Genomic DNA, 26,275 nt, shown 5'->3' on the forward strand with positions numbered 1-26,275 from the left:
GGGGGAGCCGCTGATCCGCTTTACTGGGCGGTGGTTATTGTCGTTTTGCCCACTTGAGCAGCTTTTATTATAGTTTATCAAAAGAGGCGGGAAATTCCAAGGTGTTTCTAGTTTTTATACAGTTTGGATGTTTTTCCCATGTGTGGAGGTAGGCTGCTGCTTTGCCTTCTAACCGCTACCGCCACTGATTCCGGGAAACCTCAAGGCGGCCTGCGGAAAATTTCTGTAAAAACCGGCATTTTTTTCGCAAAGTTGTGAGGTCGCGGGGCCTGATCCCAGAAGCTCGCGGCCCGGGCGGCCTCCTGCCAAATTTGAGTGGCCTCTATCGTTGAAAACTGCGTAAATTCTCGCTTCATTTTTCGATTTTTTCCCGAGCAGTTGCCTGGAACTAGCGTCGGGAACTGACACCAGATAACTAGAACCGAGAACTGGCGCTGGCCGCACTGCTACAGCGCAGTCCCCTTCTTAGGCACAAAAAATCCGCTCACATCCACGCCTTCCAATTTCAATAGCTCGATTTTTTTATCGATCCCTCCGGCGTACCCAGTAAAGCTTCCATTGGTGCCCACAACCCTGTGGCATGGAATGATGATCGAAATGGGATTATGGCCTACTGCTCCTCCCACAGCCTGAGCAGACATGGTTTTCTTTCCTGTGCGCTGCGCCACTTTTTTAGCGATTTCGCCGTAGGTTGTCGTCTGGCCGCTGGGGATTTCACAGAGGATCTGCCACACCATTTGCCGGAACTCGCTTCCTGCGGGAGCGAGTGAAAGCTCTTCAATTTCCGGCGTTTCCCCATCAAAATACCGGTCCAGCCAGTCCGCAGCTTTTTTCAAGATTTCCTGGATCTGTGGATTCTGCCCCTCGCTGGCGGAAATAAAGCCTTCGGCTTTTGCTCTGGCCGTAGCTTTGGCATCTCCCATATCCTCAAAATACTTCTGCCCTTCCAGCCAAAGCCCGGCGATCCCCCTTTCATCCGCTGCGATAACGATTTCCCCCAGCGGCGACCTATACTCTGTCGTGTAATACATACAATCCTCCTATGTAAATTATCGTTCAAAATAACGGTTGGAATCCAAAGGAGCTTCATCTCTGGCATCCGTGATTACATTTTTCATTATCTTCCAGACTGTTCCACAGCCCCATCACAGCATAACTCCTCCAAGGACTCCATTCCGCCGACATGGCTGCGATTTCCTTTTTCGTATATCCTTCCATCGCTTCTTTCACACCTGCGTCTGTTTCCAAAAAGGCATCCGGATACCCCAGCGCCCGCATGGCGATATAATTGGCGGTCCAGGGTCCGAGACCCCGAATCTCCATGAGACGTTTCCTCACTTGATCCGGATCGGCCATAAAACCCCACTCGATTTCATGTTTCACAAAGATTGACGCGATTTCTTCAATCGCTCTGGCTCTGGAAGCGATGATGCCCAATGGCCCCAGCTGGTCTTCAATGGGCTTTGCCAAACTGGCCATATCCGTTGGAGCTGGAAAAACATACTCCAATCCGCCGATCCCGGTTTCAATCTTTTTTCCGAAGGCGGCAGCAACCCTTTTCGCGAGAGTCCGCGCCGCCTTGACTGTGATCTGCTGTCCCAAAACCGCCCGCAGGCACAGCTCGAATTCATCCATGCAGCCGGGCAGCCTGGTCCCTGGCAAGAAAGCATGCTCCTTTACCTGATTCAGTCCTTTTAGTCGCTCATAGATGACATTGGGATCGCAGTCAAGGTCAAAGAGCATCTTCACCCGGGATAAAACCTGCGATAATACAGGCAGCAGGCTTTCGCTCAGGGTAACGGCAAGAACGCTCTTTTTTTCCACATGCTCAACGCAGATCCAGCCATATAAAGGGCGGCCATCCTTGTCCGTTTGCCGGACAGTCCGATAATATTTCTGATCTTTGACCACTTCCACGCCGTCGATGGCCCTTTCTCCGAGGAAACGCAGGATCCTCTCCCACTGGTATGGAGCCCGGTACCCCAGCCCCACCTTGATTTGCCCGCCGGTGCAGGCAGCGGAATTCTGCTTTTTCCTCAGAGCGGTTGGCGATAATTTGTACTTGTTTCGAAAGGCATCGTTGAGCCGTCTCACGCTTCCAAAGCCGGAAGCCATCGCCGCATCCAGCACAGACAAATCGGTTTCAGTGAGCAGTTTTTTCGCCAAAAGCAAGCGGCAGGTCTGAAGGTATTCGACGGGTGTAACATGATAAGCTTCTTTGAACAGCCTTCTCAAATGCCTGTCCGAACAGCCGAGCACAGCAGACAGCTCCCTGACCCCGATCCCCCTGCTGCAATTTTCCTCTATGTATTTAGCGGCGCAAACGGCCGTTTCGTTCAGATTGGCGCAGGAATGATCCGGAGCAAGCTCCGGCCTGCAGACCAGACACGGCCTGTACCCGGCCTGCTCCGCTTCCGCCGCTGTTTTGAAAAAGGTACAGTTTTCAAACTTGGGCATTTTGCCATGGCAAACGGGCCGGCAGTAAATTCCGGTGGATGAAACTGCGACAAAAAACTGTCCGTCAAATCTGGCGTCCTGCGATTTGAACGCTTCATATAATGCTTTTTTCGAATTGATATCCATATCATCACCTCTGTGATTTATTGTAAACGATTGCCGGTCTTATGTCTCGCCATTTTCGGACATGAATACACCGGGCCGCATTACCGTTTCACAAAGGCTATGAAAAAAGCTCCGCCAAAGGAAATGACTGCCATCAGCAGGATGCAGGACATGAGTCCCCAGCTGTCCATGACAAACCCAAGGGCGGCTCCTGCAAAGGATGCTCCCATGTAAGACCAGCCGTTGATAATGCCTACACCCGTGCCGCCAAGCCTGGTTCCAAGGATATCTCCCGGCAGATTAAAAAGCGGCGCCTGAACCCCCTGGATAAAGCCGCCCGCAAGGAACAACAGCAGCGCAAGAAGAACGGTGCCGCCCGGCAGATCAAGAAGCGCGTGTCCCCAGAAATAAATCGCCAGAAGGCTACCGCCGCTGATCACAAACCCCATTAAGATGGTCTGCCACCGGCTGCCCTTGAATACTGTGTCAGATAGGTACCCAAGCCCTATGGAAAAGAGCGCTCCGCCCCAATGCATGGAAGAAGCGATGATCGTAGCCAGCACGAGGGCGATTCCAAACCCTCCGTTATCAGCGTCCGCAGTGAGGATTTTGATGATCCAGTTGACCAGGCCCCATCGAACAAACTGGCTGCACACGGCAGACAGGGAAACTAGGATGATCAGTGAGTTCTTTAAAACAGCAGCATAATCTTTCCAGGTTACTGGTTCTTTTAAAAGATCCTCTTCCCACTCCACGGTAAAACCGTACTGCTGGGGCGTGTCCTTTACATATAGGAAGAAAACCACCGTCCATAGAATTAACAGGGCTGCCGGAAGAAGGAAAGCCGCCCGCCAGCTCAGGTAGGATATGGCAAATCCGGCGACCGGATAAATAATGATGCCCCCAAGAAATGCGAAGGCATCAAAAAACCCCATGAAAAGTCCCCACCTTTTTTTCGGTATCCACCGAAACAGTATGCTGCACCCGGGAGACCAGCCCATGGCCAGGGATACGGCGTTGATCGCCCATAAAATGGAAAAGGCGGTCATATTGGAGGAAAGGCCAAAGCCGATGTTGGCGCAGGAGGCTCCTATGGCCCCTATGAACATGAGCATCTTTGGGCTGTATCGATCCCCAAGATATCCGGAAACAAATTGTCCCAAGCCAAAACCAAGGGTAAAAATCGTGAACAGTACCCCGAACTGCGCATTGTTCAGGCTGAAGCTCTGCTGTATTTCGCTGGCAGCAACGCCCAGATTGTTATTGCACGTAAAATAAAAGGTGTACAGGGTTATCATGACGAAGAACACCCTGAGCTGTACAGGGTGAAATTCGTTATCCTTTAAAGTTCGCGATTTTTTTGAAAGCATCTTCTTCTCCTTTAGGGCCTGTCAAATATTATTTCATATTTTTTCAGGATCGCTTTTATCTGATCGTGAGGGATGCCGTAAGATTTGTTGCGATTGCGCCCTTCCATGGTTTCCGCCGCCACCATGGCATTTAAAATCGCCTCCTCAACGGCCTGGGCCACGGCTCTGTAAAAAGGATCAATCTGTTCATCGGAAAGCATCTCCACCTTTACGGTATCCTTGCTGAAAGCTCCGGGGTTTGCAGTGGAAAAGGCCAGGAAGATATCCCCCGATCCGTTCTGGCACCCTGCGCCGAGGCTTCCGATCCCCAGGGGAACTCTTTTGCAAAGCTTGGAAAGCTGCCAAGGCATCAGAGGACCATCGGTGGCAGCTATGACAATGATCGAGCCATCTCCCGGTTTGGGACCAAGGCCCGGTAGTTCCTGTTCAAAGCCTTTTATCTCTTTTCCAAAGGGGATTCCCTTGATGCGAAGCTCTTCTCTCGTTCCGTGATTGGCCTGAACCAATACGCCCACCTTGTACACTCTGCCCGGGATATCTGTTATCACACGGGAAGCTGTTCCTGTGCCGCCTTTAAAGCCATGACACCGCATTCCTGTTCCGCCGCCTACATTGCCTTCCTCGATCGCTCCGCCGCGGGCATTTTCAATTGCTGCAAGGGCATGCTCTTCTTTCACCTTAAAGCCGTTAATATTGTTCAGCACGCCGTCAAAAGTTTCTCCCACAACTGGGTAAAAAAAACCAAATCCCGGTACTTCTTCTCCATCATACCACAATGGGAAGAAATAATCATTCTTAATCATCCATTTGGAAGCCGCTTCACGCACGATCCCAACGCTGTGGGTATTGGTGATCATAATGGGACCGTGGAGGAAGCCGGAATCGTCTACCCAGTGGGTCCCGGTCAGCTCGCCGTTTCCGTTGAGATCGTGTCTTCCTGCGAATACTGCGCTCCTCTGCTTTCCTCTGGGAAGTATGGCCGTTACCCCGGTCCTGGCAAAATCCGAATCATAAGTTGTATCTTCTGTGGATTCGCCGCTGATAATGGTCGTGTAGCCCACCTCCACTCCGGCGACATCCGTAATCGCGTTGTTTTCACCGCATATCCCATCAAAGGGTATTCCTAAATCTCTTGCTCTCATTGTTCTTCCTCCTTTAAAAAATATCTTCAAAGCCTTCTGTTGAGTATTCTTCACCTTTTTTCTTGCGTTCCAGCGCCGCAAGCAGTTTGCGATGCTTGATACGGTTGATCGGGAAGCGAATCATAAGGATCAGCCCGATCAGCAGGATCACAGCCGGGACAGCCGTCATCAGCGTGTTGATGCCGATGAGGACCTTGCCGGACTGCACTTCTACAGCCGCGTCATATCCTATGATCGTAAGTCCCGCGCCTGCCATCCAGCCGCCGATGGCGTACCCAACTTTCTGACAGAGGGTAAAGAGTCCCACGATTCCGCCGCTTTTGTTCTCGCCGTGCTGAAACTCTACAACTTCCACGCAGTCATATGCTAAGGAATATCCTATGACCCAGAAGCACACATTGGCAAAGGCGAAAATTACCTGGTATCCCACCAGAACGGCGAAGGACGAAATCTGAACAACTGCGAATATCAGCGCAAAGGCGATCATCAGCGCCCACATCAATATAAAGGTGGTCTTTTTGCTGAGCTTGTTGGCAATGAGATTGAGCACAGGCAGCACTGCATAATTCAAAACTGCCGCAATGGTCCAGAACAATGCCTGCATAGCCGAATCCAGGGTCAGGTTATTTGCCATAAGATATACAAAGCCCGTGGCCTTTACTGCAAAGAAGGTATTGTAAACCAGCGCCATAAGACAGATGATCCGTACTGATTTTGTTTTCAGCAAAAGCTTATAGCTGGCATAAACATTTTTGATCGCTTCCCCCAGACCTCTCCGGTTTTCAGGAAGTTCTTCTTTAATTTGGGTTTTTTCCACACCTTTTGTCATAAACCAGCATAAAAATGCCGCAAGCGTTCCAATCAGCCCCATGAACAAAGCCGCATAAAACCAGGTTGTCTTCTCGCTTATGCCCATACCCGCTGTAATGGACTGGATAAATTGGGGTCCTGCCGTAGCGAGCCAAACTCCGAAATAGAGAAAAAAGCCGCAGATTGTCTTCATGTTATTTCTTTCGTTTGTATCCGTTACAATTTCAGCTCCGAAAGAATTGAAGGGGATGCTGTAACAGGTATAGGATGTCCAGAACAGCAGTGTTGCAACTAAATAATAAGGGAACTTCAACCATTCCGGCAGTTCAAACGGCGCAAAGAGCAGCAGCATGCAGAGCAGCACCGGTATTGCCGCTCCTAGAATAAAGGGCCTTCTCTTGCCTCTTCCTCCACGGAGGTTATCCGAAATATACCCGACTGCCGGGTCGGTAATCCCATCCCAGATAACGGCGATAAACAGAATCGTCCCTGCAACAGCCGGATTGAGTCCCGCCATATCCGTCATAAATAGCAGCAAATAGTAATTGATAAAGTTATAAGGTATCCCATCTTGTATTTGCCCTACGGCATACGAAAAATAGGTTTTGAATTTTAATAAGCGCGATCTTGAACCTTCCATGATCCACTCCTCCTTTACGAATCCTGCGATAACCATCGTTTGCAAACTACCAATATCATACGCAAGGTCCATGCCAATCTTCCGATGTCTGAAAAGATTGAAATTTCAGCATCTATTTTATACAGCAAAAATCAGGTGTCAGAAAAAAAGACACCTGATTCTCGCTTTCTATATGTTTCTAATTCTTTTTGAGGTTTTGGCCAGGTGTATTATTTTCTTACACTGCAAGAAAATAGCACACTACTCTAATCCATATTTGTTGATTTTATGGTAGAGATTGCCCCGCGTAATTCCAAGCTGGGCGGCCGCTTTACTTTTATTCCCCTCAAAAAACGCTAACGTCCTCTTAATTGCCTCTCTTTCCGCTTCATCTCTTATGGCCTGAAGGGTCTTTCCTTCGGTGCTCTGCGAGGACTTTATGATCTCAAGGAACAGCTCGTCAAACTCCTTAACCGTAATTTTGTTGTTGACCGACATGGCAAACCCTCGCTCCAGCAGGTTAAATAGTTCCCTGATATTGCCCGGCCAGCTGTAGGCATAGAACAATTCGAAAACAGTCTCGTCCAGCTCCTTCTTGTATCCGGCCTGTCTGTTAAGCCTCTCCAGATGCTCCCTTACTAGCAGCCGGATATCTTCTTTGTGCTCTCTCAGGGGCGGAGACTCAATCTTGATCACATTCAAACGATAGTATAGATCCTCCCGAAAAGCTCTATCGGCTACCATTGCTTTCAGGTCCTTGTTGGTGGCTGCGATCACCCGCACATCCACCGAAACTTTCGCTCCGCCTATGCGGTCCACTTCGCCTTCCTGCAGCACCCGCAGAAGTTTTGGCTGGGCATGGTAAGGGAGCTGATCAATTTCATCCAGAAAGAGAGTTCCCTTGTCTGCCATTTCAAAGAAACCCTTGCTGCCTTCCTTTCGAGCCCCGGTAAAGCTTCCCGGTTCATATCCGAACAGCTCGGATTCGATGAGGGATTCGGGGATCGCGGCACAGTTCACTTCGATCAGTGGTCCGTTGGCCCGCCTGGATAAATGATGGATGGAGTTTGCGATCAGTTCTTTTCCGGTTCCCGTCTCGCCTCGAATCAGAACTTGTGAATCGGAATAGGCGGCTCTGCGTATCTCCTGTTTTAATTCCATCATCCTGGCGCTCTGCCCTATGATCGTATCGATGTTGTATCTTGTTTCTTTCTTCTCAAGGGATTTATTCATCAGCGCCAATAGATTTTCCTGCAGGTTCAATCCGCCGCCTGTCGATGCCTGCTCCGTGCTTTTGATAAACCCCTCCCAATCCTGTGAAGTAAGAAGGTCGTAATCTATGGCCCCGATCAGGTTCCCATCTCTGATCAGAGGCTTGATCCTGGCCATATTCGGCAGCCCGGATGCCATGTAAAATACGATTTCTTCATCCCCGTCTTCTTTCAATGCGCTAGTTATTTTTGTCATCGGGTGAATGGACATAATGTCTGTTCCGATATAATCCGTATCATCCGAAAAAGCGCCGAAACGTTTCAGCCGCTCCTTCATATCCGGGGACAAATATTGGGTACGTCCCTTTTTATCGATCACAACCAATCCCTGTATATGATCCAGAATCAACAGGCAATCTTCAAGTGTAAGGTTTTGTTTTTTATCCATATTCCTGCCGCCTCATGTATAGCTGCTCTTTTCTCTAACGATTATATCTATAGTATATCATATTTGGCGCATTTTTCATAAAAAGGGGCTTGCGGGCGGGAGTATCTGCTTGGGGTTTTGGTTAGAATTCGTCCCCTGGATGCATTAAAAAATTGCACTAATTCTTCAAAAATCGCAGAACTAGTGCAATCGCAGCTGCCGAAAGGCCCTTTGAGGCCTTTCCTTTTTTTCGTAGACGTAGATCGGCTTATTGAATGTTACTTCTTAAAGGCCGTCCGCCTATCCTTCGTAAATCACCTTGCCTTCCGAGATGGTCTGGCACACTTTCACCTTATAGATATCATCCACCGGCTGGTCAAAGAGGTTCTTCTCGAGAATGACCATATCCGCGCATTTGCCTTCTTCAATGGAGCCTGCAATGTCGTCCAGCCGGCAGGCATAGGCGTTGCCCATGGTAAAGGCCCTCACCAAATCCGCAACAGACACCCGCTCTTCCGGTGCCAAAACCCAATCCATATCCGAAGAATCCTCATCCAGCCCTACTCTCGTAACGCCGATCTGGATGCCGCGCAGCGGTGCCGGTATGGGCGTCACGTTATAATCGCTGGCAGCGCCAAGGCGGATTCCCGCATCCATCAGGCTCTTCATGGGATATTCCCGATACGCCCGTTCTCCCAGATAAGGAACCTCGATGTCCTCGAAGAATCCTCTATATTTAAAGTGCCAGTAAGGGTTGGTCACCGCCGTAACGTTAAGCGCTGCAAGGCGTCTGTAATCCGCCGCATCCACCACCTGCAGGTGTGTCATGACCGGCCGCCGCTCCCGTTTTGGATTATCCTGTTCTATACCTTCCAGAACATCCAGGACCATGGCCGCAGCCGCGTCCCCGATCACATGGAAATGAAGATCCAGACCTAAGGCGTCTGCCTTTTTGCAGAACTCCGCCAGCACATCATAGTCCCAAATGGGATCGCCCCGATATTCCTCTTCGCCAGTGTACGGCTCTTTCAAATACCCGGTCTTTCCTTCGATGACTCCATCGGCCATGATTTTCATCTGATTGAGCTGGAACATATGGGAATCGGCCGCCGCGCTGGTCTTTTCATAGAGATCGATATGTTTATAGGGATCGTTCTCAAAGCTGCGGTATGCGCCTCTCATCTTGCAGATCAGCTCACCGTCTTTGCTCATTTCCAGCAGAGCCGGAATGCTGTTCTCGTCCAAATCCAAAATCGGATCCAGCATGGAAGTGATTCCGTATTGGGCCAAATGCTTCTGCACCCAAGTAATGGCTTGCTTATAGTTTTCTTTTGAAAATACCGGTTTGATCGGATCCACCAGAGCGATGGCCGCGAATTCCCTCAGAGTTCCTTTGGGCGTTCCGTCCGCTTCTCGTTCAATGATATTACCGGCCGGAACCTGGGTATCCTTGTCGATTCCGCACACTTCCATAGCCTTGGTATTGACCCACAGGGAATGCTTGTCGTGGGACCACATCATCATCGGCTTGTCGCTGCAAATTTCATCCAGCAGTTTGCGGGACGGCCCTGTCTTTTCGAACATGGGGTTTTCCCAGCCCGCGCCTTCATATACCGGAAGGTCCGGATGGTCCTCCACAAACTTCCGGATTGCCGCCAGATAATCGTCCGCGCATTCCCCGCCGAACAAGCTTACTTTGAACACCGCATCGATGGATGCCCAGGTCACATGAGCATGGGCCTCGATAAAACCGGGGAGCACCATTTTCCCCTCCAGGTCGACCACCTTTTCGGCCTTTATGGACTGGGCCTCTTCATTGCTGCCGACAAAGGTGAACTGATTGCCCTTGATGGCGACAGCCTGCGCCCAGCTGTCCTTCTCATCCACGGTATAAATCATTCCGTTCTTGAATAAAACATCCTGTACATCATTCTTTGACATCTTTTCACCCCGTTCCTTATCTGTATTTTTTATTTAAAACGTTGGCGAAACCTTCGGTATTGTATTCTTTGCCCGCACGTTTATTCTCCAGCTGAGTGTACATCTTCTTGTAAACATCCTGTTTCAGAGGATAGAAGAAGATTACAACACCGCTCAGCACGAAAGCGATTCCCGATACCAGACAGAACATCATCTGAATGGCGTTAAGTACGTTCTCTGGGTTGGCTGCTCCCAGGGTTTCGTCGTAGCCGACGTTGGCCAGCACTGCGCCGATGGCAGCGGCCGCGATGGCGTATCCGGCCTTCTGGCACAGAAGATATACGGAAGTCATGGTTCCTTCTCTTCTCTTTCCGCACTGGAATTCGTCCACTTCGATGGAATCGTACATGATCGGCATGTTCATGGACCAGTATGCGGAAGAACCGATTACATAACAGGTAGCCAGAAGGCATGCGATTCCAATGGAATTGACTTCAACAAAATTGAAAATGATCATGGCGATTCCCGATGCGATGACCAGAACGCAGTACAGCTTGGTCTTATCGATCCGTTCCACCAGTTTCATCAAAATGGCGATAACGATAATTCCGCCGAAGGAAATGATCATGGTGCACATACTCATCTGCATTTCGCTGAGGGCCACTACATAGAGGAAGAAGTAGGCCATCGTTGTCAGGAACAGGCAGTAGCCGATACGGAAAAACAGAGAGGACAGTGTCATCAGCAAGTAAGGCTTTACTTTCAGCACTTCAATATAGTCCTTGAAGAATCCGCTCTTTTCTTCTTCCTCCGCTGTTTCAAACTTGAGCTCGATGCCCTTGGTGGACAGGAATACGATAATCAGGGTCAACACGCACAGCGCGCCTTCGATCCATGCCGTATAATGCCACGCATTGTAGTCGGAGAATCCATATCCCTTGAAAAAGGACACGAACATGGTGGGGGCAACGGTGGAGAAGAAAACGCCCACGTACTGAATAATCTGGGACAACATTCTGATTTTGGTCCGTTCCTCGTTGTCCATGGTCATGGATGCGCCGATGGAATAGTAAGGAATGCAGAAACAGGAATAGGACATCCAGAACAGCAGGGTCATGATCAGGAAATAGATATTGGCCGTTCCGGTACTAAAGCTTTCTATTCTTGTGAATAACAGTAAATAAGAAACAAAAATAGGTATGATTGCGATCAGCAAGAAAGTCCTCTTTTTTCCAAATCTGGTCACCTTTGCCCGGTCGGCCAGGTTCCCGATGATCGGGTCCATAATCATATTCCATACAACGCCGATGGTGATGATGCTTCCGGCCCATACCGGACTCACCCCTGCGAAGTCTGTCAGGAAGAAGAGCAGGAACGCAGCAATAAAGTCATATGCCAGCGTATCCGTCGCGCCTCCCACACTATAGCCGATTTTCTTTCCAAAGGATACTTTTGGAGCGTTTTGTAATTTTTCCATTAAGACACCTCCCAATAATGAACTGTTAAGAAATATTTCATATTCAACTAGTCATACTCATTTTATATAATCTTGCAACTTATTGAAATCATTCACTTGTTATATTTCGTATTTTTCTGACTATTCTCTCTTCTTTTCTCCATATCTTGACCATGTATTATGATGCATTATCGCAACTAAGACCTATTTTTGCGTAAGCTGAAAGGAGAGTACGGAAGTTTCAACTCAAATTTGAAAAATGTTTTCTGTTGTTGACAATAATACGATTTCGTATTATAATTTAGTAATCCGAAATCGTATTATAACAAAAGAGAGGTATGTACTATGAATAATATACGGGAAATGATGCGGAAGTTTACGGTTGCGCTGAATAGTATTGATGAAGCCTACTGTTCCAATACAAAAATAATGGGCGTCAAGGAATCAGAATTGTGGCTCCTTTATGCCCTGGATGACGATGACGCCCATTCTCAAAAGCAGATTTGCGAGGAATGGGGGTTCCCCAAAACAACGTTGAACACGGCCATCAAGCAGGCAGAAGCGGCGGGTCATCTCACCATGACCCATATCCCCGGCAAGCGGCGCGAAATGAATGTATGCCTGACCGAAGAAGGAAAAGCATATGCCAAACAAGTATTAAGCCCCATCTACGCAGCGGAAAAGATGGCGCTGGAGGCAACGATTCGTCGTTATTCCATCGATTTCATAGAGGTTCTCGACTATTTCGGCGCCTGTCTGAAATCCGCTTTGGAAGATAATATGAGAGAACGGAAGGAGCCTGACCGATGAAAGCCTTATTACGATTTCTAAAACCATATAAAGGTATTTGTTTTTTTACCCTGCTGGTGATGCTGGTGGATGTGGCCGGCGCATTGTACATTCCTACCCTGGTTGCTGACATGATTAACATCGGTGTTGGCAGCGCCAATATGAACCTCATGATACAAAAGGGAATTCTGATGCTGGCAGCGGCGCTGATTTCTGGTGCGGGCACACTGCTGGGAAGTTTCCTCTGCGCCCGCCTTTCGGCGAGAATCGGCAGAGACATACGCAACGCCCTTTATGATAAATCCCTTGCCTTTTCCGCCTATGATTTTGAACAGTTCGGCACTGGTTCCATGATCACCCGGACGCTGAACGATGTCAACATTGTTCAGCAGGCTTTCGTATGGACCATCCAGATGGTCCTGCCGGTTCCCATGATGTGCGTCATCGGTGTCATCATGGCTTTTTCCATCGACCGGTTCATGGGATTCCTCTTAATCGCCATGACGGCCGTTGTCATGATTGCCGCAGTCTTTATCACCAGAAAGGCTTCCATGATCTTTGAAAAGCTGCAAGCCTTTCTCGACCGGATCAATGTGGTGCTGCGGGAAAACATCACAGGCGTACGGGTCATCCGGGCCTTTAACAAAGAGCCTTACGAGGAAAAGCGGATGCGCCGCTCCTTTGAAGATTACGCGGAATCGGCCATTCGGGCCAATCGGTTGTTCTTTGCCCTGGAAAGTCTGGCCTTCTTTACTATGAATATTTGTATTGTAAGCATCCTCTGGCTGGGAGGCAATCGGATCGGCGCCGGTATGATGGAAATTGGAGACATCACCGCTCTGACGGAGTACGCTCTGCTGATCCTCTTTTATCTGATCATGGCCCAGATGGTCATTATCCTCTTGCCCCGGGCCAATGTATGTCTAAAGCGGATCCACGCGGTCCTTTCCCACCATCCGGAAATCCGCGACGGCGCCAGGGTGCTCCAGGCGCCGTCCCCTCACCCTACGGAGGTGGTCTGCCGTTTCAGACAAGCCGGCTTTCGTTTTGCCGATGCCGAGGAAGCGACTCTGCAGGGCCTTGATTTTGCTCTGCGCCGCGGCGAAACCACTGCTATTATCGGCAGCACAGGCAGCGGTAAATCCACCATCGCAAAACTGCTGCTGCGCTTTCACGATGTGACGGAGGGCGCTGTGCTGATCAATGAAGAAGATATCCGCAATATGGCCCAGCAGGATCTGCGCCGGCACATCGCATATGTACCCCAGAAAGCATGGCTGTTTTCCGGCACCATCGCAGATAACCTGCGCTATGCAAAGGAACAGGCAACAGAAAAAGAGATGAATCGCGCATTGGAAATCGCACAGGCCGATTTTGTACATCAACTGCCCGGCGGCCTGCAGACCCGTGTCTCCCAGGGAGGGGCCAACTTTTCCGGCGGCCAGAAGCAGCGTCTTTCCATTGCACGGGCTCTCATGAAGGAGGCTGACCTTTATATCTTCGACGACAGCTTTTCCGCCCTGGATTTCAAAACAGACGCCAATCTGCGCCGTGCCCTGGCCTCAGCGGTAACAAACAGCGCCGTGCTGATCATCGCCCAGCGTATCAACACCATCGTCAACGCCGACCAGATCCTGGTTCTGGAGAACGGCAGAATCGCGGGCCTGGGACGCCACGATGAATTGCTTCAAAGCTGCCCTATCTACCAGGACATCGCAAAATCTCAGACAAAGGAGGAAGAATCCAATGGAAAACAATCGTGACAACCGGCCGGAGCAAAATAACGACACTCTTTTCGGAGACGGTTTGGATGTGGCAAAGCCCAGCCACGGGCTCCACACCCTGAAACGGCTTATGCATACCGCCAAGGATCAGCGCCTGCGGCTGATTGTGGTGCTGATTTCCGTTGCCCTGAATACAACCCTTTCCATTGCTGCCCCCTGGTACAGCGCCGGTATCGTCAACCTTCTGTGGGAGAATATCAAAGCCTCCCAGGCCATCGGTCAAGCATTTCGCATCACCTGGCAGCAGGGGGGACTGGAAATTTTTCTTTTGTTGCTTATGTATATCGGCGCTTGGGTCTTTTATACCCTGCAATCTTTTTTAATGCTCAGTTTTGCCGAGCGGCTCAGCCTGCGTTTCCGTACGGAACTGAGTAAAAAACTCAACCGGCTGCCCCTGTCTTTTTTCGATACCAATAAAACGGGCGCCATTCTCAGTCGTTTTACCAATGATTTGGATAAAATGTCGGAAGCCCTGCAGACCGGCGTTCTAAAGCTATTTACTTCTGTGGGGCTCATCGGCGGTTCAATCGTGATGATGCTGCGTTACCATATTGGAATGACCCTGATTTTCATTGCTTTCATGGTGCTTTCCATGGTGGTGACCCGCTGGTTTTCCAAATACACCCTCAAATATGCCGGAGCCCGTCAGCAGACCATGAGTACGGTGACCGGGCTGGTAGAAGAGTATTACACCGGGCGGGCCATCATAAAATCCTTTAACCAGGAAGAGGAAAGCGCGAAGCGGATGCACCTGGCCAATGAGGAAATGGCTCAGGCAACGGAAAAAACCGATTTTGCTATGAATGCCATCAATCCGGCTATCCGCATGGTAAATCGGTTCGGTCAGGTGTTGATCGCTGTCTTTGCCGGAAACCTGCTGATCAACGGCATGCTGACCGTGGGCGTGTTCCAGGCGTTTTTCCAGTATCTCAACCAGGCGGCGGAGCCGATGACCGAAGCCTCTTATGTGGTCAACTCCATGCAGTCGGCGCTGGCTTCCGCAGAACGGGTCTACGATATGCTGGATGAATTGGAAATGGAAAAATCCCCGCCAAAGCCGCTAAAAATCACCGATGCACGGGGATTGGTGGAGTTTCGCAATGTGCGTTTCGGATATTCGAGGGGGAAAATTCTGATGGAACATATCAGCTTTACGGCAAAGCCGGGGCAGAAAATCGCCATCGTCGGCACAACGGGAGCAGGAAAAACAACGTTAATCAATCTCTTAATGCGCTTTTACGAAGTCAATGGCGGCAAAATCCTTTTAGATGGAACGGACACGGCGTTCATGACCAGGCAAAATCTGCGCTCCAACTTTGGAATGGTTTTACAGGACACCTGGCTGTTCAGCGGTACCATCGCGGAAAACATTGCTTATGGAAAACCGGACGCGACTATGGATGAGATCGTCGCGGCCGCCAAAGCCGCAAGGGTGGATTTCTTTGTCCATACCATGCCCAAGGGCTATGACACTATCCTGGGCAATGACATGGAAAACATCTCCGCGGGCCAGCGTCAGCTCCTGACCATCGCCCGGGTGGTGCTCTGCGATCCGGCCGTGCTCATTCTGGACGAAGCCACCTCCAGCGTGGATACCCGCACGGAAATCGAGATTGGAAAAGCCATGAGGAATCTGATGCAAAACCGCACCAGTTTTGTCATCGCTCATCGTCTCTCTACCATCATAGATGCTGATTTGATCCTTGTCATGGAGGAGGGAAACATTGTGGAGCAGGGAAATCATCATCAGCTGCTGGCCGCAGGCGGAACCTACGCTGAACTTTATAACAGCCAGTTCGCGGGGTCGTGATTTAGGAGATGGGAGTAAACGCCCAATTTGGGCTTTTGCAACTAAAACGGGCTGAATTTATATGGACATTGGTTTCAAATCACTGCATTTCGAACGGTCGCTGCCCCGGTCGTTTTGAGGGACCAGGCATAGACTGGGGCAAAGCAGCAAGGCCACGGGTTGAATATCGTGAAATGTTCTGCCAATAATGGGGAAAAAGCCATCTGCTGAGGCGAAGTTTGCGTTATAATAAAAAGAAAAAAGGAGTGATCGCATGCTAGAAATCGAATTAAAAGCATCTCTTTCGGGGATCAATACCGGCCAGCTGAGAGATGCGTTAAAAGAAACAGGCTTCACCAAGGGTCTGCGCAAAGAAGAAACCGATTTATACTTCAATGGAAACGACCGGGATTTCCGCAAGACCGACGAGGCTCTCAGGCTGAGGCAGAGTCTTGTTTTGTCTGCGGACAGTCCGGCTGCTAAAACCTTCATTACCTATAAAGGCAGCAAAGTGGACAACCGCTCCCAGACCCGCCCGGAACTGGAAACGGCCGTGGGCGATTTTTCTGTCATGAGAGAGCTTTTGAAAAAACTAGGGTATACGGAGGTCATGACTGTGCGAAAGAAGCGGGAATACTATCACCGCGAAAACATCACCATCTGTCTGGACCAGGTAGACGGTCTTGGCTCTTTTATCGAACTGGAACAGGTAGAAAAAGATGAAACCACAAAAAAAGAAGCGGTCATCGATCAGCTTCTCGATTTACTCGCCTCTTTTCAAATTCCGAAGGAAAACCTTCTGCGGCAATCCTATTTGGAGCTTTTGATGGCCGCCGCCACATCGTAAAAGTCATTCCATGGCGTATACGAAATTCCTTTTTGGTCCAGGATTTCCGCCAGCTTGTCCCTGGCAAAGACCACGTCGGCCTTGGCCGCCATGTTGACATCCGTATAGCTGTCCCCGATGCACATGGCGGTTTTATAGTCGTAAAGGGCCATGACCCTGGTCTTTGCCAGAATTTCCGCGCCCTCTTCATAGTCGGAACGAAGCTGCATATAAGGGCCGGACAAATCCAAATCCACATAATGCATACCCAGCAGCCGATCTTTCAGGTGACCGATCTTCCTCTCAATCATCTGCCGCAGCCCGCCTGAAATAACTACTACAGGGATGCCCCGCTGATCCGCCGTGTCCAAAAGTTCCGTAAAGCCCTTCCTTATTGGCACTGTGTCCAGGTACTCCATAATTGCCGGAAACTTATCCGACGGAATGGATTCAAATCCTTCCCGCACAACCTGGGCCAGCGTCAATTTCCCGGACATCATCTGTCTGGCCCGTTCTTCATACAGCTCCCTCGGCGCCAGTCTCCGGAGAACCCCGTCCAGGGTTTCTTCCGACGTAATGGTCCCATCAAAGTCTATAAACAAAATTTTATCGTACATACGCTCTCCCTTTTTTCAACAAAACGGAAACAAGAATTTCCTTGTTTCCGTTACTATGTGTTGTTCGTTTCTGATTTATACCTTATCTGTGATTGTTTTATGTAGGATCTGCCTTTTACGAAATCCCTTTTTCCTTCTCCTCTTTCCTCTTCTCCAATTTGACTTCTTTTGCGAAGAACATCAGCACAATGTAGAAGATGGTGACCGCAATCATGGCGAACATCAGCATTCTATGGTTTCCGCCGAAGAGAGCCGCTCCGCCGAGGAAGATAACGCCCGCCACATTTCCGGCAAACATCAAAAGTCCTTCCGATGTGCCTTCCGAGGTCGGATAGCAGGACTCCGCAGCAAAGGTCAGGGTCAGCGGCGCGCCTCCTACGATAAAGAATCCATACAGAGCCGCGGCCACAGTCAATCCGCCGAATCCTTTCATAGCCAGGAAAAGGGCGAAGCCGATACAGCCTATAATATTGACGATGATCATATAGGGCAGCCTCTTGTGCAGCTTATCTTTATCGGAAATAAGCGAAATGATCAAGCTGCCAATAATGCCGATTCCCAAAATAATGACACCGATGATTCCCACCTGAGTCGCATCTACGCCTTCGTTGGTCAGGCTGCGCAGGATCGGTTCAATCATGGTAAAGAAGGTATTGAAGACGCCGAATACGCAGAAGAACATCAGCAGGGCCAGAATAAAGTTCTTTTTCTTGAGGGCGAACCGAATGCCTTCTTTAAAGTCGGAGCGCACGGCCTCATCCTCAGAGCACGGCGGTGTCGGCGGCTTTTCCTTAACAAAGATGACAAACAGCGCCGCGGCCACGATGCCGACCGCCCCATAAGTGAGCAGCATCTGGCGGATGGTCATGCCCGCCTCCAAAAGAAGCGGTGTTAAAAGCAGTCCTACGCACATACCAAAATAGCTGCACAGCAGTCCTACGCTGTTGGCCGTAGCCCGCTCCCGTTCGGGGAACCATTTACCTGCAACAAGTCCCGGTGAATTGAGCAGGAACGGCTGGGCAATGGCAAAGCCGATGGTCACAGCCAGAACCAAAGCATAGCTTTCTCCGAAGATTCCTCTAAGCAGGGCGCAGATTCCGGTGAGAACGACGCCAAATCCCACCGCTTTTTTAAACCCGAACCGCTCGAAGGCAGCCAGGGACGGGATGGAAATGATGATCATCCCCGCCATAAAGATGATGGACAAGAGACTGATGGCGCTCTCGCCTTTGGTCGCATCGGTAAAACCGTAGTATTTCCATGCGTCTGTGGTGATTGAGAAAAACGTCGTCCACATCAGCTGGATGACGCCGGTACACAATCCGTAAATCGCCAGAACTACCCATCGATAGCCATATACACGGTAATCTTGTTCTTTCATTGTTATTCACTTCCCTCCAGAGGGGTGAGTCCTCACTCCTCTTTTCTGTTCCAATCATAATCCAAGTCTTTCGCAGCCCTGCATAAAGCCTCAAACCTGTTTAAATTTTCAGTTTAATTATACTGTAGTCAAAATTTTGTGTCAAGTACAACATTGGATGTTGTCTCGCTTTTTCATTTGGTGTAAAATAGCTGTAAAAGCAGCGTAGTATTGGGAAGGCTTCGTTTTGTCTTCGGTTGAGATACGGCTGGTTGCAAAGGATTGTGAAGCTGAGGGAAGGGAGGCGCGTCCGCCTATGACAGAGCAATTATCTCGCAGGGCCTTGAACAAGAAAAAGTGCCGTGCGCGGATCCTCCGGGAATCACGCCGGCTGTTCAGCAGCAAAAGTTATGAAAATACAACGATTGAGGATGTGGCTGACCGGGCGGAAGTGTCCAAGGCCACCCTCTATAATTACTTTCCCAGCAAGGAAAGCCTGTTGATCGGAATCGCCGAAGAGGAGCTGGGGCAGATTCGGGATTTGGTTGCCAACGATCTGGCCCATGAAAAAAACGCGGTTGAAAAAATACGCCGCGTTCTTGAGGTGTTTATCCTTGACGCCATCCCCTACATCAGCCTCTCCCGGAAGATCACTTATTTGAATTCCTGCGAAGGAAGCCCCCTGTACGCCACCAGAGTCAATATGATCCGCATCTTCGAAGATCTGGTCCGGGAAGGCCAGGACCAGGGCTCCCTGAGAAACGATATCGAAACGTCGGACATTGTCGATATCATTATGGGCGTCTACCTGATGTCCCAGTTTGAATGGTCCAACATCGATCAGTACACGCCCGAATTCTGTCGCAAAAAACTGAACCGGATTTTGGACGAGGTGCTGGAGCTTCAGATCGCTCATCCCGGGCACCGTCCATAACCCTTTTTTCATCCACAACCGAGGTCCCGGGGCCGGGAGCAAATCATCGCGATTTGCTCCTGACAGCCTTCCCAGCGATGATTTCTGGCCTTTTTTGCTGCCAATCTGCCTGAAAACAGCTGGAAATTATCGCTTTTCCAGCTGTTTTTCTTTTCCCGCGATGAAAAATCATCGTAAACTTACACCAGAACAAGCTCCAGCGATAATTTTGCTTTTCACCTTTTATGAATCCGAGCCCGCTCCTTCGGGCCCGAATGCTTCTTATTCCCAGCAGTTCACAAAATGGATCATTCTTGCGGCTGTTTTTCCAGAACAAAGGACTCTACCTTCGGCCGCTGGTCCTTAGGGTCGAGCTTTCGATCAAGGATGATCAAAATCACTGCGATGACCGCATATGCGATGGATATCCAAAGGATGCCCTGGGTGATGACTTGATAGGCGTTGGCGAATCCATAGGTTTCCGCATAATATTCAGGGCCCCAGGAGCCTTCATATATCGGCATAAAGAAGTAAGCGATGATGCCCAATACGACGAATACGATGAAAATCAGAGCAATCCTGAACAAGTCGCCGTAGCAGAGCTTGGTTTTGGGATTGATGGGATGCCTTACCGGATCCAGCTTATGCAGCCCTCCGCAAACCCGCTTAATGATGATATAAAGCACTGGCACCAGCGCCAATCCCACCATGCCTCCCAGGAAGTAGTCGGCGCCGTTGATCAGCAGGGAGAATGCAGCGATGAGGATTCCCGGCGTGACCAGACATACAAATGCGGTCGTGTTTCCTGGTACTTTGAAGGGTCTGGGCAGATCTGGCTCTTTGATTCTGAGACGGATTCCCGCGATCCAAATCAGCACATAGTCGACGATGACCAGCGTGACGGTAATGGTGATCAGCATGGTAAAGGAATACTGAACGGAAATCAGGGTAAAGATGGAGATCGTTAAGGTCGCGAATACCGGGATCCCCTTCTTTTTGCTTACTTTGGTCAGTACCTTTGGCGCCAGGCAATCCTCCGCAATGGCGTAAAAGCCTCTTGAAAGGGTCGTCATGGCCGTATTATAAGTAGAAACATTGGCAAGGAAAGCAATGATGGCAAAGCCGATTCCAAAGGCCGGTCCCGCAAACTGGGCGGCCACGGTCATATAGTTGATCCCGTCCGGTCCCCAGTCAGCCCACTGTCCCACGGATCCCAGGGTAGCGATAGTCGGAAGGAAGTATACCGCGGCGATCAAAGGAATCCCGATGAGCAGCCCCTTCCAGACGACACTCTTATCCTTGCAGTCTCCGGCCACCGTGGAAACAGATGTAAATCCGGAATAAATCCACATAGCCACCGCCAATGAACCCGACAGACTCCAGACAAAGCCTTCATCCACATTGTAGAATGGTTCAAAGGGGCTTTGGTTCCAGTTCATAAAACCAAGGACGGTCACGGCTGCGAAAGCAACCAGTACTAAAATCGCGATGCCGGTGGTTACGGCCCCAACATCTTTGATTCCTCTAAGATTGATAATGGTAATGATTATGATAACAGCGGCTTTCACCATATACGCCTGGGCTTCGGTCATCTCCACCGCCAGACTCAAATAGGAAACGCCCAGGACAACATATCCGCCCATCTCAAAATACTGAGCCAGAGTCCTGCACCATCCTGCGCAGAAACCCCAGAATTCTCCCAGCCCTCTCTGGATCCACTTGTAAAATCCGCCTGTGTAGGGCAGCGCTGAACCCAGTTCCGCCGCCGTAAGGGCCTGCGGCGCGGCCCAGAATATGGGCAGTATTAAAATCAACAGCAAGCCCAGGCCCGGTCCGCTGACGCAAATTATATCCTCAATGCCAAAACATCCTCCGCAGCAAAAGCTGAATATCAAGAATACCATGGTGTACAGCCGGACATTTTGAGGGACAATTTTACTGTTGTCATATATGTTGACTGCTTGCTCCTTCGTAGGTTTACTCATGGTAACCTCCTCTCTTTAAAAATCATGCACATATGCCTGCAAAGCATCACGATCCAGGCCGTCAATGCCCATATCGGCTTTGGTTCTCACCATATCGGCCATGTCGTATCCGATTAAAATCGAGCCCAGCATCTGAAGCGACCGCATAACCGGCACATCGACGGACAGCAGATCGGCAAGGGCGATCCAGGCCGTGAGTCCGTAAGGAATATCTTCCGTAAAATATCGGTTCTTCAAAGAAGTGGGGCCTTTAATGAACTCGAGGCTCTCGCAGCCGTTCACCTCTTCCCAGATGCTTCTGGGCTCGCGCCCCTCCGCCAACTCTTCGGCCAGGGACATGAAGGGATAGCCTAAAGTTTCCACAAGGGCTTTCCGCTCTTCCTCAAATTGTTCCATGACCTTTGCTACACAAGGGGTAATTCCTTCTTCATATAGATAGAACTGGCCCTTTGAACGTTCAATGCGGGCCGAGTTGAGGATGCAGCCGGGTATATGGAGCACCGGATTTAAGCTGTGCAGCCCGCAGGCCAGAACGTCATCCACCTTTTTCAGAGAATAAAAGCTGGATGCCAGTTTGTATGCTTCATCAGTCTTGCTGGAAGGCATCACCCCAAACAGCAAATCGGGATTGGTCGCAAATACATGGATCTTCCCTGGCTCCTCGATGCGCGTATCATACGCCAGTGAGCTTGTTTCGCAGATTGCCACATCGGCGGTCACGCCTTTTTCCTTGAAGATCCGCTTGAAGGTCAGACTGCCCAAAGTCCCCGGCATCAAGACGATCACCTGTCCGTCCTTCACATGATCGGCAAGAGCATTGGCATAATTTCTGTGGGCCGATGCGGGCAATGGGATGAAGATGATGTCCGCATCCCGGATCGCTTCAGCAAGATCGGTGGTCATACAGTGGATTTCTGCTCTTCCTTCAAGAAAGCCGCTGAGTGTGATTACCTTGTTTTTAAAAAGGGTCTGCAGCGGCCCTGCAAATTCAGGCATTTCATACAGGGATACCCGATGTCCCTGGAGGGTCAGATCAGCGGCCATGGTCTGTCCGCCGTTGCCTGCTCCCAAAACTGCAACATTCATAAGATCACCTCTTTCTTATAACATCTTCGTGTCAAACGGTGTGTAGTCCATATTATGGGTATCAGCGATATCCTTATGAACCAGTACTCCGCCGACAAAACTCATGGATCTGGATAGTTCTTTGCTGTCCAGACATGCTTGTTTGATGCCTTTGTTAGCAATGGCTTCCACGTAGGGATAAATGGAGCTTGCGAACAAATCGCTGGAGGTTTTGGGAACCAGCGCCGGCAGGTTGTCGATGCCGAAATGCACTACGCCTTCTTCCACGTAAGTGGGATCGCTGATTGTGGTATATTTGACCGTTTCGATAATATCGCATCCGACCAAATCGACGATCAGGGATTTTTTCTTCATCGTTTTCACCATCTCTCTTGTGATCAGCGGATATTCCATGCCCGGATATGGATAGATGGTATTGATCAAAACATCGCAGTCTTTGATCAGCTCGGCGCATTCATCGGTATTCCAAAGCAGCAAATTAGCCTGCGGCATCAGATCCTTCAGCTGATTGATTCTGCTGTATTGGGATTCAAAAATGGTGACATCCGCATGCAATCCCAAAACCACATCCGCTGCCGCGGACCCGCATGTGCCTCCGCCTAAAATGATGACTTTGGGCTTCTGGGTTCCGCTGATGGCCGCCAGGCTGATTCCGGCCCCTCCATCAGAAAGCATGCAGTGCTGGCAGGCGCACATTACCGCCACTCTTCCTGCGATTTCACTCATGGGCATGATGATGGGCCTTGCTCCTGTATCCGTTTGGATCAATTCCAGAGATACGCCCGTTACCTTGGATTCCAAAAGCTTATCCACCATGGGCTGATCCGGTTCCACTTCTCCCAGGTGGAAGAAGCATACGATGATCTGTCCCTCTTTAAACGGCAGATTCCGTTCCGACGGCATGTAATCCTTCAGTTTTACGATCATATCGCTTTTCAGATAAACTTCCTCAGTGGTCGGTAAAATCTCCGCGCCGGCATCCAGGTACTGCTGGTCTGCAATGCCCGCTAGATGGGCCAGGCCTTTTTCAATATAAACGGTGTGCCCCTGCATGGTCAGTTTTTTTACCCACTTTGGAGTTAACCCTACTCTGGCTTCCTGATCCTTTTTTTCCTTTGGAATTCCGATAATCATAATGACCTCCTGTCTATGCGTCAAACAATATGTTAGTAACTAAATTATCATAATTATCAAAGTATTCAATTATTTGTTTGCCCTTGGATTTTCACGTTTTTAGTCCAATTTATCGGGTTTGTTTTTGGCCGAGCGACCCTGCCCGGAAAAATCGCAAAAACATTAAAAAGGGCATAAAAAAAACGCAAAAACGTAAAATTTCTACGTCAATGCGCTTAAAAATAATCCTTGTTCATCATTTTTCCAAGAGGATCAGCTCGCTGCCGAAGCGGGGCAAGTGGATGAATAAATCCGTTGTTCCCTCCAGTGTGATAACTTCATAAGTCACTTCCGGGAATATGCTTTTTTCCAGCAAAATGGTTTCTGATTTTGTCAGTCCTTGGGGAAATCCCATGGATGCCCATTTATAGAATAGGCAGCATTCATCGCCCAACTTGAGTCTGGTCATTTTGTAGGTTCCCCGCAAATGGTTGATTTCCACAATGTATTCACTGCTTGGGACTCCTTCTTCAAAAATCCCGGAAACCTCTTCTCTGCTGGTGAACGACTTAATTCTTTTATACCCTTCCTGATAGTAGTCGTAGAAAAGCAGCTGGTAACTGTCTTCTTTACGGGTAATGATATAGTCTTGGTTCTCTGCCGTTACTTCCTCTCCCAGCATGGCATAAAATAAGCAGGCAAAATAGGCGGCTTTTTTCAATCCGTTCCATGCTGTCAGGCCGCTTCCTCCCGCTAAAATGTCGGCAGACGGGCTTTCCCCATCCACCAGGGGGCATATGGTCCTTTTATCGCCGCGCAGTAGATCGTGAAGCAAATAGGGAGTCCCGCAAATGGAATCAAACACATAACTGTCATGGTCCAGCATCAGGTTCTCGCAGCAGATCGGCTCCACCGAGAAAAAATCGTCGAGCGGCGTATTCTGTTTCAGATAATCCAGCAAATACTGAAAATTTCCCGGGGACGAGCTGTTGTCCGCGATAAACAGGGTAAACTTTTTTGTGCCCGGGCTATGAAATTGCATCATTGTCGCCAGTGTCTCAAAGAAGTTGATATGGTTCTGCATATTTTTATCATTGTTGAACAGGTAAATGGCCTTATCCAAGTGTTCTTCATCCATGAACTCCAGTGCCTTTGACAGCTCCTGCTGCAGCTTGCCGCTGACAGTGGAAATCAGCACTCCGATCTCAAATTTGCTGCGCAGAATGTCAAAGAGGCTATCCCGGATCAAGCCGGAGGTTCCCCATTCCCTTGTGATGAAAATCAGATTGTTTCGATTGACCTTTTTCTTCATCCTGGCCGACTGGCCGCTGAAAGGAATGACTTTTGAATAGAAGTCCCGCAGCAAGGGGTTGCCCCGGTATCGCTCTTCTGTCCGCTCTTCACTGATGCAGTCCAGGATCGCCTGCAGCGGCAGCACATCCCTCTTTATTTCCGCTTTTGCATGGCTGAGTCTCTGTGTCCGGTATTCTTCCGGAGTCTGACCGTACCAATTTTCGAAAGCCTTTACATAATACCGAGTCGCGGAAAAACCGCATGTCAAAGCCACCTCACTGACCCGCATGTCGGTTTCCAGCAAATACTTTTCGGAAATCTCCACCCTGGAAAAATTAAGAAGTTCCTTGAAGGAGATGCCGATAAAGTCCTTTATGATATGGGAAAGATAATACATGCTGAAGTGTTTTTCCTCAGCCAGCTCTTGAAGGGTGATTTTCCTGTCGTAGTTTTCGTATATGAACTTGTAGATTTCCCAAATGCGGGTCACATTGGCCGGATTATCCTTTAAATCCAGCTTGTTGATAAAATAGCGGTTTTCATAAATGGAGAAATATTCGAAATTGCTTTTCATATAGGTGAGCAGGTCGATTGATAATGAGGTCAGCTTTTTCGAGAAGCCGGCCCCTTTTTTTACATACAGCTGGATCAGCTGCTGGATCTTTGAGGTCAAGGTTATGTTCAAATCTTCAATCTTCTTGCCGTCCAGATAAGTCTCGCACATCATATAGGAAAATTCCAGGCTTTCCACATATTGGACAAAGAAGTTCAGGTCAAATTGGATGGTAAGGATTTTGTTGGCAGCGCCGGAGTACATACTGTGGAGTTCATCTTCATTGACAATGAACACGTCCCCCTTTTTCAGCAGGATTGTCCGGTAGCCAATGATCAATTTGATGGTTCCTTCCATCACGACGATCAGTTCCAAGTCGTTGCCGTGGTAATGGATGGGATATTCCTCAATGGAACTCATAATAACGTTTATGGGTATACCCTGGGGGTACTGCACTTTTTCTTCCAACATCATCTTGGGTCCTCCTTACAACTTATCCACTTACCTGCTTGCTCGCTGCCGCATATATATTATTTCATTGATTATATCAAAACATAGTGGTTATATCTATATAATATGCCTTGTGGCCATGAAAAAACCCGTAAGCATGGCCGCTTTACGGGGTTTTCATTGGAATGTGGAAAGATCGC

At 49.3% G+C, this 26,275-nt stretch carries 19 protein-coding genes; 5 read left to right on the forward strand and 14 right to left on the reverse strand.

Going from position 1 to position 26,275, the window contains the following annotated elements:
* Positions 1–446 precede the first annotated feature (446 nt).
* The 8 genes from NIA71_RS07715 to NIA71_RS07750 all read right to left on the reverse strand — a co-directional run bounded on the left by NIA71_RS07715 (position 447) and on the right by NIA71_RS07750 (position 11,538).
* Complete coding sequence (locus NIA71_RS07715; protein ID WP_148397242.1) at positions 447–1,031, reverse strand: methylated-DNA--[protein]-cysteine S-methyltransferase; 585 nt, start codon at positions 1,029–1,031, stop codon at positions 447–449.
* 55 nt (positions 1,032–1,086) lie between these two features.
* Complete coding sequence (locus tag NIA71_RS07720) at positions 1,087–2,583, reverse strand: DNA-3-methyladenine glycosylase 2 family protein (protein ID WP_253020104.1); 1,497 nt, start codon at positions 2,581–2,583, stop codon at positions 1,087–1,089.
* 80 nt (positions 2,584–2,663) lie between these two features.
* Positions 2,664–3,932, reverse strand: coding sequence for an MFS transporter (locus tag NIA71_RS07725; protein WP_253020105.1), 1,269 nt, complete (start codon positions 3,930–3,932; stop codon positions 2,664–2,666).
* 11 nt (positions 3,933–3,943) lie between these two features.
* Entirely contained in the window at positions 3,944–5,074 is a 1,131-nt protein-coding gene (locus NIA71_RS07730) for a P1 family peptidase (RefSeq protein WP_148397239.1), read from the reverse strand.
* A 13-nt stretch (positions 5,075–5,087) separates the two neighbouring features.
* The gene (locus NIA71_RS07735) at positions 5,088–6,524 is read right to left on the reverse strand and encodes an MFS transporter (protein WP_253020106.1); all 1,437 of its coding nucleotides are present in this window, start codon (positions 6,522–6,524) and stop codon (positions 5,088–5,090) included.
* Positions 6,525–6,764: 240 nt separating this feature from the next.
* Positions 6,765–8,162 (reverse strand): sigma-54 interaction domain-containing protein, encoded by a 1,398-nt coding sequence (locus NIA71_RS07740; RefSeq protein ID WP_148397237.1) that lies wholly within the window; start codon positions 8,160–8,162, stop codon positions 6,765–6,767.
* A 279-nt stretch (positions 8,163–8,441) separates the two neighbouring features.
* Complete coding sequence (locus NIA71_RS07745; protein WP_148397236.1) at positions 8,442–10,082, reverse strand: amidohydrolase; 1,641 nt, start codon at positions 10,080–10,082, stop codon at positions 8,442–8,444.
* 16 nt (positions 10,083–10,098) lie between these two features.
* The gene (locus NIA71_RS07750; protein ID WP_148397235.1) at positions 10,099–11,538 is read right to left on the reverse strand and encodes an MFS transporter; all 1,440 of its coding nucleotides are present in this window, start codon (positions 11,536–11,538) and stop codon (positions 10,099–10,101) included.
* A gap of 324 nt (positions 11,539–11,862) precedes the next feature.
* Here NIA71_RS07750 and NIA71_RS07755 point away from each other — a divergent pair, with 324 nt between their 5' ends.
* The 4 genes from NIA71_RS07755 (at position 11,863) to cyaB (ending at position 16,726) form a co-directional block, all read left to right on the forward strand.
* The gene (locus NIA71_RS07755; RefSeq protein WP_253020107.1) at positions 11,863–12,327 is read left to right on the forward strand and encodes a MarR family winged helix-turn-helix transcriptional regulator; all 465 of its coding nucleotides are present in this window, start codon (positions 11,863–11,865) and stop codon (positions 12,325–12,327) included.
* Positions 12,324–14,069: an ABC transporter ATP-binding protein gene (locus NIA71_RS07760; RefSeq protein ID WP_253020108.1), complete on the forward strand. Its 1,746-nt coding sequence runs from the start codon at positions 12,324–12,326 to the stop codon at positions 14,067–14,069. The genes NIA71_RS07755 and NIA71_RS07760 overlap by 4 nt, the downstream gene beginning before the upstream one ends.
* Positions 14,053–15,900, forward strand: coding sequence for an ABC transporter ATP-binding protein (locus NIA71_RS07765; protein WP_253020109.1), 1,848 nt, complete (start codon positions 14,053–14,055; stop codon positions 15,898–15,900). The genes NIA71_RS07760 and NIA71_RS07765 overlap by 17 nt, the downstream gene beginning before the upstream one ends.
* Before the next feature lie 253 nt (positions 15,901–16,153).
* On the forward strand, positions 16,154–16,726 hold the full coding sequence (gene cyaB / locus NIA71_RS07770; protein WP_253020110.1) for a class IV adenylate cyclase: 573 nt from the start codon (positions 16,154–16,156) through the stop codon (positions 16,724–16,726).
* Here the strand turns inward: cyaB and NIA71_RS07775 are convergent.
* Positions 16,690–17,322 carry an HAD-IB family phosphatase gene (locus NIA71_RS07775; RefSeq protein ID WP_253020111.1) on the reverse strand — a complete coding sequence of 211 codons (633 nt, stop codon included), beginning with the start codon at positions 17,320–17,322 and terminating at the stop codon, positions 16,690–16,692. The two genes, cyaB and NIA71_RS07775, sit on opposite strands and share 37 nt — an antisense overlap.
* A 115-nt stretch (positions 17,323–17,437) precedes the next feature.
* On the reverse strand, positions 17,438–18,703 hold the full coding sequence (locus NIA71_RS07780) for an MFS transporter (RefSeq protein ID WP_148397229.1): 1,266 nt from the start codon (positions 18,701–18,703) through the stop codon (positions 17,438–17,440).
* A 295-nt stretch (positions 18,704–18,998) separates the two neighbouring features.
* Between NIA71_RS07780 and NIA71_RS07785 the strand changes: the two genes are divergently transcribed.
* Positions 18,999–19,616 (forward strand): TetR/AcrR family transcriptional regulator, encoded by a 618-nt coding sequence (locus tag NIA71_RS07785; protein WP_253020112.1) that lies wholly within the window; start codon positions 18,999–19,001, stop codon positions 19,614–19,616.
* Between the two features lie 287 nt (positions 19,617–19,903).
* Here NIA71_RS07785 and NIA71_RS07790 read toward each other — a convergent pair whose 3' ends face one another.
* The 4 genes from NIA71_RS07790 to NIA71_RS07805 form a co-directional block, all read right to left on the reverse strand.
* On the reverse strand, positions 19,904–21,580 hold the full coding sequence (locus NIA71_RS07790) for an APC family permease (RefSeq protein WP_148397227.1): 1,677 nt from the start codon (positions 21,578–21,580) through the stop codon (positions 19,904–19,906).
* 15 nt (positions 21,581–21,595) lie between these two features.
* On the reverse strand, positions 21,596–22,666 hold the full coding sequence (locus NIA71_RS07795; RefSeq protein WP_148397226.1) for an NAD/NADP-dependent octopine/nopaline dehydrogenase family protein: 1,071 nt from the start codon (positions 22,664–22,666) through the stop codon (positions 21,596–21,598).
* Positions 22,667–22,681: 15 nt separating this feature from the next.
* Positions 22,682–23,800, reverse strand: a complete 1,119-nt coding sequence (locus NIA71_RS07800; protein ID WP_148397225.1) for an alanine dehydrogenase — start codon at positions 23,798–23,800, stop codon at positions 22,682–22,684.
* A 235-nt stretch (positions 23,801–24,035) separates the two neighbouring features.
* On the reverse strand, positions 24,036–26,099 hold the full coding sequence (locus tag NIA71_RS07805) for a helix-turn-helix domain-containing protein (RefSeq protein WP_253020113.1): 2,064 nt from the start codon (positions 26,097–26,099) through the stop codon (positions 24,036–24,038).
* Positions 26,100–26,275: the final 176 nt, after the last annotated feature.

Origin of the sequence: Ihubacter massiliensis, from assembly GCF_024125305.1 — a bacterium.
Classification (GTDB): domain Bacteria; phylum Bacillota; class Clostridia; order Peptostreptococcales; family Anaerovoracaceae; genus Hominibacterium; species Hominibacterium faecale.